The sequence below is a fragment of the Microbacterium ginsengisoli genome (genome assembly GCF_000956535.1).
GTDB lineage: Bacteria > Actinomycetota > Actinomycetes > Actinomycetales > Microbacteriaceae > Microbacterium > Microbacterium ginsengisoli.
Window position 1 is genome coordinate 1 of sequence record NZ_JYIY01000068.1, and the last position, 13,578, is coordinate 13,578.

The 13,578-nt window shown below is 71.2% G+C and carries 17 protein-coding genes; 8 read left to right on the top strand and 9 right to left on the bottom strand.

Features of this window, described 5'->3' with window-relative positions; genetic code table 11:
• A partial coding sequence (locus RR49_RS05195) for a transketolase-like TK C-terminal-containing protein (RefSeq protein ID WP_045247011.1) occupies positions 1–879 on the top strand: 879 nt, incomplete at its 5' end.
• Positions 876–1,988 (top strand): transaldolase, encoded by a 1,113-nt coding sequence (gene tal, locus RR49_RS05200; RefSeq protein ID WP_045247012.1) that lies wholly within the window; start codon positions 876–878, stop codon positions 1,986–1,988. The genes RR49_RS05195 and tal, both read left to right, overlap by 4 nt.
• Before the next feature lie 85 nt (positions 1,989–2,073).
• On the opposite strand, the gene RR49_RS05205 is transcribed toward tal, so the two are convergent.
• Positions 2,074–2,967 (bottom strand): EamA family transporter, encoded by an 894-nt coding sequence (locus RR49_RS05205; protein ID WP_045247013.1) that lies wholly within the window; start codon positions 2,965–2,967, stop codon positions 2,074–2,076.
• Positions 2,968–3,072: 105 nt separating this feature from the next.
• Here RR49_RS05205 and RR49_RS05210 point away from each other — a divergent pair, with 105 nt between their 5' ends.
• The gene (locus tag RR49_RS05210; protein WP_045247014.1) at positions 3,073–3,378 is read left to right on the top strand and encodes a DUF2470 domain-containing protein; all 306 of its coding nucleotides are present in this window, start codon (positions 3,073–3,075) and stop codon (positions 3,376–3,378) included.
• 77 nt (positions 3,379–3,455) lie between these two features.
• The gene (locus RR49_RS05215; protein ID WP_045247015.1) at positions 3,456–4,109 is read left to right on the top strand and encodes a biliverdin-producing heme oxygenase; all 654 of its coding nucleotides are present in this window, start codon (positions 3,456–3,458) and stop codon (positions 4,107–4,109) included.
• 23 nt (positions 4,110–4,132) lie between these two features.
• Here RR49_RS05215 and RR49_RS05220 read toward each other — a convergent pair whose 3' ends face one another.
• A complete protein-coding gene (locus RR49_RS05220; RefSeq protein ID WP_045247016.1) occupies positions 4,133–5,479 on the bottom strand; it encodes an ATP-dependent DNA helicase in 1,347 nt (448 codons plus the stop codon).
• A gap of 85 nt (positions 5,480–5,564) precedes the next feature.
• Here RR49_RS05220 and RR49_RS05225 point away from each other — a divergent pair, with 85 nt between their 5' ends.
• On the top strand, positions 5,565–6,638 hold the full coding sequence (locus RR49_RS05225; protein ID WP_052672006.1) for a hypothetical protein: 1,074 nt from the start codon (positions 5,565–5,567) through the stop codon (positions 6,636–6,638).
• A 34-nt stretch (positions 6,639–6,672) separates the two neighbouring features.
• Here RR49_RS05225 and RR49_RS05230 read toward each other — a convergent pair whose 3' ends face one another.
• Complete coding sequence (locus tag RR49_RS05230) at positions 6,673–8,298, bottom strand: cytochrome c oxidase assembly protein (RefSeq protein ID WP_048809194.1); 1,626 nt, start codon at positions 8,296–8,298, stop codon at positions 6,673–6,675.
• A 74-nt stretch (positions 8,299–8,372) separates the two neighbouring features.
• Here RR49_RS05230 and RR49_RS05235 point away from each other — a divergent pair, with 74 nt between their 5' ends.
• Positions 8,373–9,503 (top strand): TDT family transporter, encoded by a 1,131-nt coding sequence (locus RR49_RS05235; protein WP_045247019.1) that lies wholly within the window; start codon positions 8,373–8,375, stop codon positions 9,501–9,503.
• A gap of 88 nt (positions 9,504–9,591) precedes the next feature.
• Here RR49_RS05235 and RR49_RS05240 read toward each other — a convergent pair whose 3' ends face one another.
• Together RR49_RS05240 and RR49_RS05245 are read right to left on the bottom strand one after the other, a co-directional pair.
• A complete protein-coding gene (locus RR49_RS05240) occupies positions 9,592–9,879 on the bottom strand; it encodes an HU family DNA-binding protein (protein WP_045247020.1) in 288 nt (95 codons plus the stop codon).
• 42 nt (positions 9,880–9,921) lie between these two features.
• Positions 9,922–10,644, bottom strand: a complete 723-nt coding sequence (locus RR49_RS05245) for a TetR/AcrR family transcriptional regulator (RefSeq protein WP_048809195.1) — start codon at positions 10,642–10,644, stop codon at positions 9,922–9,924.
• A 103-nt stretch (positions 10,645–10,747) separates the two neighbouring features.
• Between RR49_RS05245 and RR49_RS05250 the strand changes: the two genes are divergently transcribed.
• A complete protein-coding gene (locus RR49_RS05250; protein WP_045247021.1) occupies positions 10,748–11,566 on the top strand; it encodes an alpha/beta hydrolase in 819 nt (272 codons plus the stop codon).
• Between the two features lie 83 nt (positions 11,567–11,649).
• On the opposite strand, the gene RR49_RS05255 is transcribed toward RR49_RS05250, so the two are convergent.
• Positions 11,650–12,318: a Type 1 glutamine amidotransferase-like domain-containing protein gene (locus RR49_RS05255; RefSeq protein ID WP_045247022.1), complete on the bottom strand. Its 669-nt coding sequence runs from the start codon at positions 12,316–12,318 to the stop codon at positions 11,650–11,652.
• A 196-nt stretch (positions 12,319–12,514) separates the two neighbouring features.
• Here RR49_RS05255 and RR49_RS15655 point away from each other — a divergent pair, with 196 nt between their 5' ends.
• On the top strand, positions 12,515–12,679 hold the full coding sequence (locus RR49_RS15655; protein ID WP_048809196.1) for a hypothetical protein: 165 nt from the start codon (positions 12,515–12,517) through the stop codon (positions 12,677–12,679).
• Between the two features lie 61 nt (positions 12,680–12,740).
• On the opposite strand, the gene rpsN is transcribed toward RR49_RS15655, so the two are convergent.
• Genes rpsN through rpmB form a run of 3 tightly spaced genes read right to left on the bottom strand, consistent with a single transcriptional unit; the run spans position 12,741 to position 13,456 of the window.
• Positions 12,741–13,046 carry a 30S ribosomal protein S14 gene (gene rpsN / locus RR49_RS05260; RefSeq protein WP_045247023.1) on the bottom strand — a complete coding sequence of 102 codons (306 nt, stop codon included), beginning with the start codon at positions 13,044–13,046 and terminating at the stop codon, positions 12,741–12,743.
• 3 nt (positions 13,047–13,049) lie between these two features.
• Positions 13,050–13,220 (bottom strand): 50S ribosomal protein L33, encoded by a 171-nt coding sequence (rpmG, locus tag RR49_RS05265; RefSeq protein ID WP_045247024.1) that lies wholly within the window; start codon positions 13,218–13,220, stop codon positions 13,050–13,052.
• A complete protein-coding gene (rpmB, locus tag RR49_RS05270; protein ID WP_045247025.1) occupies positions 13,220–13,456 on the bottom strand; it encodes a 50S ribosomal protein L28 in 237 nt (78 codons plus the stop codon). Before rpmB ends, rpmG begins: the two co-directional genes overlap by 1 nt.
• Positions 13,457–13,578 lie beyond the last annotated feature (122 nt).

The following is a 13,578-nucleotide window of genomic DNA, read 5'->3' on the forward strand; positions in this document are numbered from 1 at the left end:
CCCTCCTTCCTGCCCCCCCAGTGGTCCACCCACGAATGGTCCGGCACCGAATACGGCCGCGTCCTCCACTTCGGAATCCGCGAACACGCCATGGGCGCGATCCTCAACGGCATCACCCTCCACGGCCCCACCCGCCCCTACGGCGGCACGTTCCTGATCTTCAGCGACTACATGCGACCCCCCGTCCGCCTCGCCGCCCTCATGAACATCCCCACCCTGTTCGTCTGGACCCACGACTCCATCGCCCTCGGCGAAGACGGACCCACCCACCAACCCATCGAACAACTCGCCACCCTCCGAGCCATCCCCAACTTCACCCTCGTCCGCCCCGCCGACGCCAACGAAACCGCCACCGCCTGGCTCGAACTCCTCACCCGCCACACCGGGCCCGCCGGCATCGCCCTCTCCCGCCAAAACCTCCCCGTGTTCGCACGCGGAGAAGGCGACGCGACAGCAACCGAGCTCGCCTCCGCCGCCGGCGTCGCCAAGGGCGCCTACATCCTCGCCGACACCGACGACACCCCCGACGTCATCCTCATCGCGACCGGCTCCGAAGTGCAGCTCGCCCTCGCCGCCCGCGACCAGCTCGCCACCGACGGAATCGCCGCCCGCGTCGTCTCCGCCCCCAGCCTCGAATGGTTCGCCGAACAAGACGACACCTACCGCGAACACGTCCTCCCCTCGACGATCAAAGCCCGCGTATCCATCGAGGCAGGCTCCGCCCTCAGCTGGCACGCGATCGTCGGCGACGCGGGCCGCGTCATCGGCATCGATCACTTCGGCGCCTCGGCGTCGGCCGGCGAGCTGCAGCGCCGCTTCGGCTTCACCGTCGACGCGGTCGTCGCGGCGGCGCACGAGACGATCGAGGCGACAGCGTGAGCACGCCGACGGCCGCCCTCGCCGCGGCGGGCGTGAGCATCTGGCTCGACGATCTCTCCCGCGAGCGCATCGAGTCCGGCGAGCTCGCCGAACTCGTGCGCACCCGCAACGTCACGGGAGTGACGACCAACCCGTCGATCTTCCAGGCGGCCATCACCCGCGGTGCGGGGTACGGGCCGGCACTCGCGCGGGAAGCCGCGGCCGCGGCATCCGCCGATGAGGCCATCCTCCGCATCACGACCGACGACGTGCGCGACGCCTGCGATGTGCTGCGGGAGGTATACGACGCGACGGGCGGCGTCGACGGACACGTCTCGATCGAGGTCTCCCCCGAGCTCGCCCACGACACCGAGGGCACCATCGCGCAGGCCCTCGCCCTGCACGCCGCGGTGGCGAGGCCCAACGTGCTGATCAAGATCCCCGCGACCCGCGCGGGACTTCCGGCGATCACCGCCGTGGTGGCGGCCGGGGTGTCGGTGAACGTGACGCTCATCTTCAGCCTCGAACGCTATACCGAGGTCATCGACGCGTACCTGACCGGCCTCGAGCAGGCGCGCGCGAACCGCCTCGACCTGACCACGATCCACTCCGTGGCCTCGTTCTTCATCTCGCGCGTGGACACGGAGGTCGACGCCCGGCTCGCGGCGATCGGCACCGACGCGGCACTCGCCCTGCGCGGCCAGGCGGCGCTCGCGAACGCCCGCCTCGCGTACAACCTGTACGAGCAGCGGTTCGAGGAGCCCCGGGTACGGGCGCTGCTCGCCGCCGGGGCGAACCGTCAGCGGCCGCTCTGGGCGTCGACCGGCGTGAAGGACCCGTCCTTCCCCGACACCCGCTATGTCACCGAGCTGGTCGCGCGCGGCACCGTCAACACGATGCCGGCCGCCACCCTCGAGGCGACCTTCGACCATGCGATCATCACGGGCGACACCGTCACCGCCCGCGATGCCGACGCGCGGGCCGTTCTCGACGCCCTCGCCGCGGCGGGGGTCGACTTCGGCGATGTCACGCGGCTGCTCGAAGAGCGCGGAGTCGCGGCGTTCGTCGATTCGTGGGCCGATCTGACGTCAACGGTCGCGGCCGCACTCGCCCCGGCGCTCACGCACTGAGCCCGACCCGGCCGCACGACCCCGGAAGGCGCGCACAGTCGACCGAATCGACAGGCACTCGACGCGGGCCGATTCGAGCCGGTAGTCAGGCCTGCGGCGGCAGCGCGCCGTCAGGCAGCGCCCGCACGGTGCGCGGGCGCGCGCCGGCGAGCACGGCGCCCGCGCTCGCGATCACGACGAGCGCGATGCCCGCGATCTCGAGCAGGGCGAGATGCTGTCCGAGAAGCAGGAATCCCGCCACCGAGGCGGTCGCCGGGCCGAGACTCATCAGCACCGCGAAGACGGATGCCGCGACCCGCCGCAGCGCGAACAGTTCGAGGGCGTACGGGATGGTCGACGACAGCAGCGCGACGGCCGCCCCGAGGCCGAGCAGCTCAGGTCGCACGAGGGCCGAGCCCGCGTCGACGATGCCGAACGGCAGCGAGACCACCGCGCCCGCCGCCATCGCGATCGCGAGGCCGTCGAGTCGGGCGAAGAGCCGCCCCACGCGTGCGGAGGCGAGGATGTAGAACGCCCAGCTGGCGGCCGCGGCGAGCGCGAACACGACCCCGAGCAGGTCGAGTCGATCCCAGCCGCCCCCGCCCAGGGCCGCCACTCCGAGGGCGGCGATTCCCGCCCAGACGAGGGCGCTCGCACGGCGGGCGACGATGATCGACAGGGTCAGCGGGCCGAGCACCTCGATCGTGACCGTCACACCGAGGGGCAGACGCTCGAGGGCGAGGTAGAACAGACCGTTCATGAGTGCGAGCACGAGCCCGAACGCGAGGGCCGAGAGCCAGGCGTCTCGCGAGAGCCCGCGCAGGCGCGGGCGGGCGATCGCGAGAAGCACGAGCGCCGAGAACACGAGTCTCAGCATCACCATGCCGAGAGGCCCGACAGCGGGGAAGAGCAGCACGGCGATCGACGCGCCGACCTCCTGACAGGCCAGACCGATCAGCACGAGACCGATCGCGCCGTAGCTGCTGCGGGCAGGGGACATCGCACTCTTCCAACCGTCGGGGAACATTCCGATCAAAGCATGTCCTCCCGACATCGCCGTGCGGGGGTGACGTACGAGGTCGCCGGCCGTGCGTAGGGTGGAGGCATGCCCCACCTCTTCGACGCCGACGCCCTCGCAGGCGTCCTCGGTCACATGAACTCCGATCACGCCGACGACAACCTGCTCATCGCGCGCGCGTTCGGTGACGCTGACGCTGTCGGCGCAGTGATGATCGGGTTCGACGGCTCGGCCGGCGAGTGGCGCTATACGACCTCGACCGGTGAGGAGACGCTGCAGGTGCCCTGGCCGGGAGGCGAGATCACCGAACGGCGAGAGGTGCGCCGCGAGATCGTGGCGCTCTACGACGCGGCCTGCCGGCGCCTGGGCGTCGAGCCGCGTCCGCACGAGTGACCTCCGAGGAACCCGCGCAAAGGCTCTGACGCAACGCGAAGGTTAGGTTCCGCTTACCTGAAGGTATAGTGGGCGACATGACGACGCCCATCCCCTTCTCCACCGCCCTGCGCGAGCGCTCCAGCGGCGCGCACTCCGGCAGCGAGAGCGCCGGATTCATGGCCGATCTCCTCAAGGGGGAGGGCACGCGCGAGGACTACGTTGCTCTCGTCGCCCAGCACTGGTTCATCTACGAGGCGCTCGAAGGGGCGGCGGAGCGCATGCGCCGCGACCCCGTGGCATCCGTCTTCATCAGCGACAAGCTCACGCGCCTGCCGGCCCTCGAGGCCGACCTCGCGTTCCTCATCGGCGACGACTGGACGCAGCGCATCACCCCGCTGCCGACGACCGAGCGCTACGTCGCCCGCATCCGTCAGGTCGGCGCCACGTGGGCGGGCGGCTTCGTCGCCCACCACTACACGCGCTACCTCGGCGACCTGTCGGGCGGACTGTTCATCGGCAAGCTGATGGCGCGCCGGTTCGGGTTCGAGACCAACGGCATCGGGTTCTACATCTTCGGCGACATCGCGGACCCCAAGGCGTTCAAGGACGTCTACCGCGAGCAGCTCGACGCCGCCCCGTGGGACGAGGCCGAGAAGCAGCGGGTGATCGACGAGGTGCTGCTCGCCTACCGGTTCAACACCGAGCTGTTCGACGACCTCGCCCGCGCGAAGGCGGATGCCGCGGCCTGACCGCCCCGCGCAGCGGCGCCGCGTCAGCGGGCCGCGGCCATGAAGCGCGCGACGTCGGGATCGACCCGGATGTCGCTCGGGCGCAGCGGCCGGCGGAGGTACAGCCCGTCGATGGAGGTCAGCCGCGACAGGGCCACGTACGTCTGCCCGGGCGCGAACGCCCCCGAGCCGAGGTCGATGACCGCCCGGTCGTAGCTCTTGCCCTGCGACTTGTGGATCGTGACGGCCCACGCGAGCCGCAGCGGGAACTGGGTGAACTCGGCGACGACGTCCCGCGTGAGCTGACGGGTGGTCGCGTGGTACGCGTAGCGGTAGCGCTCCCAGACCGCCGGTTCGACGTCGTGCTCCTCGCCGTCGACGCTCACCCGCACCTTGTCTCCCGTGATGCGGGTGACGGTGCCGATCGTGCCGTTCACCCAACGGGGCGGCTCGCCGTAGCCGGCGGTGTCGTTGCGCAGGAACATCACCTGCGCGCCGATCTTCAGCTGCAGCTCGACATCGGCGGGGTACGCATCACCGCGGCCGAAGTCGCCGTTGATCTCCGCGACGGCGGTCTGCGATCGCCCGATGAGGGCGTCGAGGTGGCGTTTGTTGATCGCATTGACCGCGTCGTTGCGGGTCGCGAGGGTGATGATCGGCTGCTCGCCGTCGACCGGCTCGGGCGGTGTGCGGGCCCCGTGGCCGTTGAGCACTCCGGCCATGTCGGCCGTCACGCGACCGTGCCGCACGGCGTCGAGGAGCGCCTTGAACGCCGGGTCGGACTGCCGGTGGATGTCGCGCAGCTCGCGGATGTGCAGGGTGGCGCCGTGGCGTCCGAGGTCGATGATGCCTGCGGCATCCGGTGTCTCGCCGGCCCAGACGTGCGCGTCGAAGAACCAGTGCGAGCGGTAGTGGTCGTGCAGGTAGCGCAGTTCGTCGCCGCGCGGCGGCACCGGGGCGAGCTGGTACGGGTCGCCGAACATGACGACCTGCACGCCGCCGAAGGGCTCCGCGCGGCGACCCCGGGCCTGACGCAGCGCCCGGTCGATGCCGTCCATGAGGTCGGCGCTGACCATCGACACCTCGTCGATGACGAGCATGTCGAGGGCGCCGAGCAGCTTGCGGGTCGCCTCGGGCTGGGTGAGCTCGGTGTTGGCGATGAGTCCGATCGGCAGGCGCAGCAGCGAGTGGATGGTCTGCCCGCCGACGTTGAGTGCGGCGACCCCCGTCGGCGCGCACACGGCGACGCGCTTGGCGGTGTGCTCGACGAGGTGGCGCAGCAGCGTCGACTTGCCGGTGCCCGCTCGACCCGTCACGAAGACGTTGTCGCGCGTGCCCTCGATGAGCTCGTAGACCTCCGTCTGCTCGCTCGAGAGGGGGGTCGTCTGCACCCGTCCATGCTAGGTGCGCGGGCGCCCCGCGAGCCGTGGGGGCGTTTCCCGGGTGGCGGCGCGGCCCGGTTCCTACACTGTGAAGGTGACTGTCGCCGAGCCGGATGCCGCCACCCCCCGGGTGCGTCGGCGTCGGCCGTTGTGGGTCGATCTCACGTCGATCGCGCTCGTGACCGCGCTGCTGCTCGCGGGTCTCGGCGTCGGATCCGCGGCGCTCTACCGCCCGTTGTACAGCCCGACGGCGTTCGTGCTGCACTATCTGTCCCTCCTGTCGGATGGGCGGGCCGGCGACGCGCTCGCGGTCCCGGGCGTGGCGCTCACCCCCGATCAGCTGTCCGCTGCCGGGCTGCCGTCGACGGCCTCGTCCGCACTGCTGCGATCGACCGCGCTCGGCCAGCTCTCCGACGTGAACGTCGTGTCGGAGTCGTCCGAAGGTGCCGTCACGACCGTCACCGTCTCGTACTCCGCCGGCGGTCACTCGGGCACCACCGCGTTCCGCGTCGCACCCGACGGGCAGCTCGGTGTGCTCCCCACCTGGCGCTTCGCCACGAGTCCGCTCGCGGTCATGTCGCTCACCGCGCTCGGCACGATGCAGTTCGGCGTCAATGGATTCGTGGTCGACAAGCGGCAGGTCTCGCCCGACGGCGAGAACGTGAAGCCGACCGAGCCGATCGCGATGCTGGTCTTCTCCCCTGCCCTCTACGCGATCCGCATCGACACCGACATCTCCTCCTCGAGCGGGACGGCGGTGCTGGCGAACGCGCCGGGCGTCGACATCCCGGTCACCGTTCAGGCGCAGCCGACGGCGCAGTTCACCTCGGTCGTGCAGCAGCGGGTGAACGAGTTCCTCTCGCAGTGCGCGACCCAGCAGGTGCTGCAGCCCACCGGATGCCCGTTCGGCTATGTCGTGCGCAACCGCGTCGAGGGCACTCCGACGTGGTCGATCACGCAGCAGCCGACGATCCAGGTCGTGCCCGACGGCAACGGCTGGCGCATCCCCGACACCGCCGCGGTCGCCCATATCCAGGTGACGGTGCAGTCGCTCTACGACGGGTCGGTGCGACGGGTCAGCGACGACGTCCCCTTCACGGTGAACGCCGGAATCACCGTCAACCCCGACGAGACGGTCGCGATCTCGATCGGCGGCGGAACGAACTGACCTGCCGGATGCCGCGACTTCCCGCGCCGGACGATCAGGCATCGCGGTCGGGGTGCCGGCGGGCGGCGGCGAGCGCCGCGTCGTACGCGTCGAGCTCGGCGTCGCGCTCGCGGCGCGCAAGACGGCGGGACGCGGCATCCGCGGGTCTGGGGGTGCGCGCGACCATGACGGCGAGAGCGAGCAGTGGCACGAGACCGCACCCCGCGACGACGACTCCCGCCCGGCGCTGGTCGTCGAGGGGCTCCGCGCCCCAGGCGGGGGCGAGGGCGCCGAACCAGTCCGCGACCCACAACGACGCGGTCGAGACGAGCACGGCGGCGAGGGCGATGACGGCCGCCGCGACCAGCACGATCGCGAGCGCCCGCGCCGCCGTCGCGGTGCGCGGCACGACGACCGCCCGGACGAACAGCAGACCGGCCGCCGCGGCGACGCCGATCGCGAGGTCGGTGCCGATGCGGTGGCTGAGCGTCCAGCGCAGCACGTCGGTCGCTGTCGCGAGCCAGAGCACCGCGATGAGCAGCAGCGCCGCGACGACGGGGGAACGCAGCGCCCGCGGCGGTGCGAGCGCTGCGAGCGGGGCGGATGTCTCGGCGCCGGCGGTGCGCGCAGCGCGGGGCGGCGTCGCCCACGCGACGAGCACGGGCACGGCGAGTGCGACGATCAGCAGTTGCGCGAGCCGGGCGCTCAACAGCACGTCGGCGTAGACGGCGAGTCCGCCGCACGTCGCCCACAGGAACAGCACGACCGCGACCATTCCTGCGCCGAGCCGCGCGGGCGAGCGCCGGGCGCCCGCGACCGCGGCTCGGCGGCGCACGACGAGCCACGCGATTCCCGCGGCGGCGACGGTGAGCCAGAGCGGGTCGAGCGCGACACCGAGCAGCAGCGATCCGATCGTGGGCGCCGGGGGCAGCGGCATCCCGGTGAGCACCTCGGAGGGGGTCGCGTCGGCCGGCGGCGCGACGGGCTGCGCGCCGATGCCGACCGCCGCCCCGAATCCGAGCAGCGCGGCGAGCGCGACCAGCGCGACCACGAGAGGTACCGGAGCGCGCGAGGCCGAGACGACGGCCGCTCCCACGACGATCCCGGCGCCGACGGTCGAGACGGTGAGCATCAGCAGAGCCAGGCCCGCGGCCGGGCGCGGCGACGCGCCGGCGGCGAGCGCCGCGAGCGGCACCACTGCGAGCGCTGCCAGCACCGCGAGCACTCGGACGGCCCGCACCGTGCGCACCGACACCAGCAGCACGGCGATGAGCGCCGCCAGCACCGTCGTCACGAGCCAGAGTCGTCCCGTCGACGTTCCCGTGACGAAGCCCGCCACCTCGGCGCCGAATGCGGGATCGAGGCCGGGTGTGAGGTCGAGCAGCGACACGGCGGTGAGCACAGTCGCTGCGGCGGCGGCCAGGGCGAACACCGCGGCCGCACCGGCAGCGACCGCCACGAGACGCCCGAACGCGGCGCGGGCGACGGTTCCGCCGGCCACGGCGAGCACGAGACATCCGATCGTCGTCGCCACCCCGAGCCGCACCAGCACCTCGGCGAGCGGCAGGAGCCAGCCGACCAATCGGCCGGGCGCCGACAGACCGGCCGTCACCAGCGCCGTGGCGAGCGCCACGACGGCAAGGAGCACAGGGGCTCCGATCCGCCAGGCGCGCGCAGTCACGCGGTCCAGCCTAGGCGGGGGTCGGGTGGCATTCCCGTGCGCGCGACCATAGCCGGACGCGCCACGATAGAGGGATGTCGCACCCCACCGCCACCGCGCCCGCGCGCCGCCGCTGGCTGCAGGCCATCGATCGCCCTCGGGACGTCGTCGCGTACATCACGCCGAACTGGTTCGCCTCGGTCATGGGGACCGGCATCGTCGCGAACGCTGCCGTCGCCCTCCCCGTGCAGGTGCCCGGCCAGCGCACCTTCGCACTCGTGGTGTGGCTGCTCGCATCCGCCATGTTCCTCGCGCTGATCGTCGCGACCGCGCTGCACTGGATCTGGTTCGGCGGCGTCGCCCGCGGTCACCACAGCAATGCCACGATGGCTCACTTCTACGGCGCACCGGCCATGGCGGCACTGACCGTCGGACTCGGCACGCTGGTCGTGGGCGTGGACATCCTCGGTGAGCCCGTGGCGGTCGCGATCGATGCCGTGCTGTGGACCGTCGGCACGGTGCTCGGCCTGATCGCCGCCGTCACGATCCCCTACCTGACTTTCACCCGCCACGACGTGCGGGAGGACAGCGCGTTCGGCGGCTGGCTCATGCCCATCGTCCCGCCCATGGTGTCGGCGGCGACCGGCGCGGCCCTGCTGCCGCACATCCCCGCGGGCCAGCTGCGGCTCGACTTCCTGCTCGCCTGCTACGCGATGACCGGCATGACCGGCATCGCGGCGCTCATCATCCTCACCCAGCTGTGGGGGCGCCTCGCCCGCCACAAGGTCGGGGCCGTCGCGATGGTGCCGACCTTGTGGATCGTTCTCGGACCGCTCGGTCAGTCGATCACCGCGGCGAACAACCTGGGTGCCGATGCGCACCTCGCCGCTCCGCCCGACCTGGCATCGGCGTTCTCCGCCGCGGGCGTCGTGTTCGGCGTGCCCGTGCTCGGCTTCGCCCTGCTGTGGGGTGCCCTCGTCGTCGCCCTGACGATCCGCGCCGCGCGCGCCCACCTGCCGTTCACTCTCACCTGGTGGTCGTTCACGTTCCCCGTCGGCACGTGCGTGACGGGGTCCGCCGCCCTCGCCGTGCACACCGGCTCGCAGGCACTCGCGGCGCTGTCCGCGGTGCTGTTCGTGGGGCTCCTCGTCGCGTGGGTCACCGTCGCCGCGCGCACCCTGCACGGAGTATTTCGCACGGGTCGCCTACTGCTGCCGCCGGCCTGACGTCGCCGCGACGCCACCGCGAACGAAGCCGGACACGACGAAGGGGGGATGCCACGTGGCATCCCCCCCTTCGCGGAGTCGAGAAGACTTACTTGACGGCAGCCTTCAGCTTCGAGCCCGCGGTCACCTTGACGCGCTTGCCCGCGGCGATCTTGATCTCGGCGCCGGTCTGGGGGTTGCGACCGGTGCGAGCGGCGGTCTCGACCTGCTCGAAGGCGATCCAACCGGGGATCGAGACCTTCGCGCCCTTGGCGACGCTCTCGGCGACCGTGGCGAACAGGGAGTCGAGCACACCCGAGACCGTGGCCTGGCTCTGACCCGTTGCGCTCGCGATGCTCGCGACGAGTTCGGTCTTGGTGATGGACTTGTCGGCCATGTGGTTCCTCCAGGCGCCGAAGCGCCTCTTGTCTGGGTCCGGTCACCCGAGGGTGCCCGGTGTGGTCGGGTTCGACCGTGCTCGAATATACCCACTTTCCGCGTGATTCCGGGGATTTTCCGCACTTTGACGGATCGGTGGCGGCGTGTCACGAGGCGCGTGACGCTCGTGGGGCTGCTGTGACTGCTGATCAGGCCGGTGCGCGCGGATCACCTCGTACGCGGTGCGCGCGAGGTCAGGCGTGACGAGGTCGGGACCGTCGAGATACCCGCCGACGAGCGCAGCATCCCGCAGGAGGACGAGGGAGGCCGCCACCTCGCGCGGACGGACGAGGCCGGCTGCGCCAGCGAGGTCGGCGAGGGTGGTGCGGAACCACGACCGGTGCTCGTCGATCAGGCGGCGCACAGGTCCTTCCTCGGGGTACTCCGCCGCGGCGTTGATGAACGGACATCCGCGCGTGTGCCGCAGGCGCACGTCGTCGGCGATCCCGCCGACCACGAGGTCGAGGAGGATCCCCGGGTCATCGGACGCGGTCGCCGCCTCGGCGAAGAGCGCCCGCAGTTGCGCGTCCTCCCCTTCGAGGTAGGCCAGCACGAGGCCCTCCTTGCCGGCGAACTGCTTGTAGAGGGTCGCGCGGGTCACCGACGCGTGCTCGATGATGCGATCGACGCCGACCGCATGGATCCCCTCGGAGTAGAACAGCGTCGTCGCCGCCTCCAGCAGGCGGGTCCGAGCCGAGGGGCGGTCCGCTGTTGCAGTGCTCATGTGATCCTCCGCGATCCATCGTGCCAGCCGGTGGTGGAATCGCTTGAATAGATAGAACGTTCGGTCTACTCTGATCGTACGCCACCCCCACGAGGAGAAACCGATGACCGATACGACCACACCGCCCGTCCTGCTCATCCACGGACTGTGGATGACCCCACTGAGCTGGCACACGTGGGCGGGTCGATTCCGCGACGCCGGGCATGAGGTCATCGTGCCCGGCTGGCCCGGGATCGATGACCGCTCCGTCGCCGACATCCGGCGCGATCCCTCCGCCCTGCGCGGCATCGGCATCCGGCAGATCGTCGACCACTACGACGCGATCATCCGGGCACTCCCGGTGAAGCCCATCATCATGGGCCACTCATTCGGCGGCCTCTTCACACAGATGCTCGCCGACCGCGGACTGGGCGCCGCCTACGTCGCCGTCACGCCCGGGCAGCCCGCCGGCATCACGACACTGCCGGCGTCGACACTGTGGACGGGCACCCCGATCCTGTCCAACCCGTTCGGTCGCAACGGCGCCTCGCCGCTGTCCAAGGGCCACTTCCACTTCACCTTCGGCAACGACCTCGACCGCGCCGCATCCGATGACCTCTGGGAGCAGTTCGCCGTGCCGTCGTACAACAGGGTGTTCTTCGAAGGGGTTGCGGCGGCCTTCTCCGAGAAGAAGGGCGCGAGCCACGTCGACTACGCCCGCACCGACCGCGCTCCCCTGCTGGTGATCACCGGGTCGCGGGACCACGTGGTGCCCCCGGCGATCGGGCGCGCGATCGTGAAGAAGTACCGCTCGTCTGGGAGTCCCGCCGTGGTCGATTACCGCGAGTACGAGGGGCGCACCCACCGCATCGTGAGCCAGGAGGGATGGGAGGAGGTCGCGGACGACTCGCTGGCGTGGGCCGTCACGCACGCACGTGGCTGAGCCCGCGGGCGCCGGGCCGCGGCTGCGCCCCGGCGCTGCGCTGCGCCGCGCCCGGTCGGCGCTCGGCCGATGCGCCGCTGTGGCTACGACGCCGGGCCGAGGGTGAACCACTCGCCCTCGGAGATCACCGACACCTCGCCGTCGACGACCGAGATCGCGGACTCATCGTCGAGCACGTACGCGGGCAGCTCGAGCGTCGCCGCCCATTTCTGGGCGGCCTCCCTCGTGTTCGTGGGGAAGACGTCGAGGTGCGGGAAGATCGCGAAGTCGACGAGGCCGAGGGTCGTGTCATCCGGCGCCTGCGCCCAGGCGATGAACTCCCGACCGATGCGCGGCGTCATGACCATGCTGCCCGCGCTGACGCCCACCCATACCGTGTCGTGCAGTTCGGGGAGGAGCTCCAGCAGGCCGGACTCCCGCATCCAGTGCGCGAGGAAGGTGGCGTCGCCGCCGTCGACGAGCAGCACGTCCGCGGCGCGCACCCACTCCTGCCAGCGCTCGACGCCGATCGACGGAAGATAGGCGAGTTCGAGCACGCCGAGCGTGCGCCACGGCATCGACGTCATGCCGCCCCACGGCGGGAGGCCGGTGATGAACCCGCGCACCGACTCGGGCCCGCACATCGTGTGGCCCCACTGCGCGGTGGGAATGCAGAGAGCGGATGCCTCAGCCACCGGCTTGCCCACCATGTCGACCAGGGCGCGCTCGATGCTGTCGTTGCGGATCCCGCCCGACGTCAGCAACAGCTTCATGGAGCCCCCCGGGGTCGATGCGGCGCGCGTGCGCCGCTGCCCTCGACCTTAGGACCCCGGGACGGCCGGGACGAGGCCCGCTGTGGATACGCCGGGGACAACGGCTCCGCTCTTCGCCGCGCCCTGCCGTTCTGCCACACTCGGTGCACCGAGCCCCCGACCCGCCGGCGACAGCCGGCACGATCCGAGGAGCACCATGGCACGCCACGACCGCCCGTCCGCCCGCACCGAGACCCTGCCGCCCGATCCCTTCGAGGGAAGCGTCTCGTCGGCGGAGTCGCACACGCACACCGACCCGCACGACGAGCTGCTGCGCACGCTGCCCTACCCGAACTGGCTCGGCGCCGGTCTCATCTGCTGACGTCCCCGCGAACGACGAAGCCCCCGAGGTCTCCCTCGGGGGCTTCGTGCGAATCGGCTGCTTACCAGCTCGACTTGGTCACACCGGGCAGCTCGCCACGGTGGGCCATGTCGCGGAAGCGCACACGCGAGATGCCGAACTTCGTCAGCACACCGCGGGGGCGACCGTCGATGACGTCGCGCGAACGCAGACGCACCGGCGAGGCGTTACGGGGCAGCTTCTGCAGGCCGACGCGGGCGGCCTCACGCTGCTCGTCGGTCGACGTCGGGTCGACGAGCGCCCTCTTCAGCTCGGCACGCTTCGCGGCGTAGCGCTCGACGACGACCTTGCGCTGCTCGTTACGAGCGATCTTGCTCTTCTTGGCCATGGGTCAGCGCTCCTCTCGGAACTCGACGTGCTTGCGCACGATGGGGTCGTACTTCTTCAGCACGATGCGGTCGGGGTTGTTGCGGCGGTTCTTGCGCGTCACGTAGGTGTATCCCGTGCCGGCGGTCGAACGCAGCTTGATGATCGGACGGATGTCCTGGGCCTTCTTCGCCATTAGAGCTTCACACCCTTCGCGAGGAGGTCCTTGACGACCGACTCGATGCCGCGGGCGTCGATCACCTTGATGCCCTTGGCGGACACCGTGAGGGTGACCTTACGACCGAGCGACGGAACGTAGTAGGTCTTCTTCTGCACGTTCGGGTCGAAGCGGCGCTTCGTCCGGCGGTGCGAGTGCGAGATGTTGTGACCGAAGCCGGGAACCGCTCCAGTCACCTGGCACACTGCGGCCATGGTGAGTCTCCTTCTGTACCGTGGCACCGGACGGTGCCACCCAAGATCCCTTGTCTGCACCCAGCCGGACACCCGCCATCTCTGGCGCGGGTCGCGGGGAGGGTACGAGCTGCGTGCTGGAG

What these genes read in the sequence shown, in the direction of transcription:
- RR49_RS05205 (WP_045247013.1), bottom strand. Translation starts at nt 2,967, where the DNA reads ATGTCCCCTGCCCGCAGCAGCTACGGCGCGATCGGTCTCGTGCTGATC.
- RR49_RS05210 (WP_045247014.1), top strand. Translation starts at nt 3,073, where the DNA reads ATGCCCCACCTCTTCGACGCCGACGCCCTCGCAGGCGTCCTCGGTCAC.
- RR49_RS05215 (WP_045247015.1), top strand. Translation starts at nt 3,456, where the DNA reads ATGACGACGCCCATCCCCTTCTCCACCGCCCTGCGCGAGCGCTCCAGC.
- RR49_RS05235 (WP_045247019.1), top strand. Translation starts at nt 8,373, where the DNA reads ATGTCGCACCCCACCGCCACCGCGCCCGCGCGCCGCCGCTGGCTGCAG.
- RR49_RS05240 (WP_045247020.1), bottom strand. Translation starts at nt 9,879, where the DNA reads ATGGCCGACAAGTCCATCACCAAGACCGAACTCGTCGCGAGCATCGCG.
- RR49_RS05245 (WP_048809195.1), bottom strand. Translation starts at nt 10,644, where the DNA reads ATGAGCACTGCAACAGCGGACCGCCCCTCGGCTCGGACCCGCCTGCTG.
- RR49_RS05250 (WP_045247021.1), top strand. Translation starts at nt 10,748, where the DNA reads ATGACCGATACGACCACACCGCCCGTCCTGCTCATCCACGGACTGTGG.
- RR49_RS05255 (WP_045247022.1), bottom strand. Translation starts at nt 12,318, where the DNA reads ATGAAGCTGTTGCTGACGTCGGGCGGGATCCGCAACGACAGCATCGAG.
- RR49_RS15655 (WP_048809196.1), top strand. Translation starts at nt 12,515, where the DNA reads ATGGCACGCCACGACCGCCCGTCCGCCCGCACCGAGACCCTGCCGCCC.
- rpsN (WP_045247023.1), bottom strand. Translation starts at nt 13,046, where the DNA reads ATGGCCAAGAAGAGCAAGATCGCTCGTAACGAGCAGCGCAAGGTCGTC.
- rpmG (WP_045247024.1), bottom strand. Translation starts at nt 13,220, where the DNA reads ATGGCGAAGAAGGCCCAGGACATCCGTCCGATCATCAAGCTGCGTTCG.
- rpmB (WP_045247025.1), bottom strand. Translation starts at nt 13,456, where the DNA reads ATGGCCGCAGTGTGCCAGGTGACTGGAGCGGTTCCCGGCTTCGGTCAC.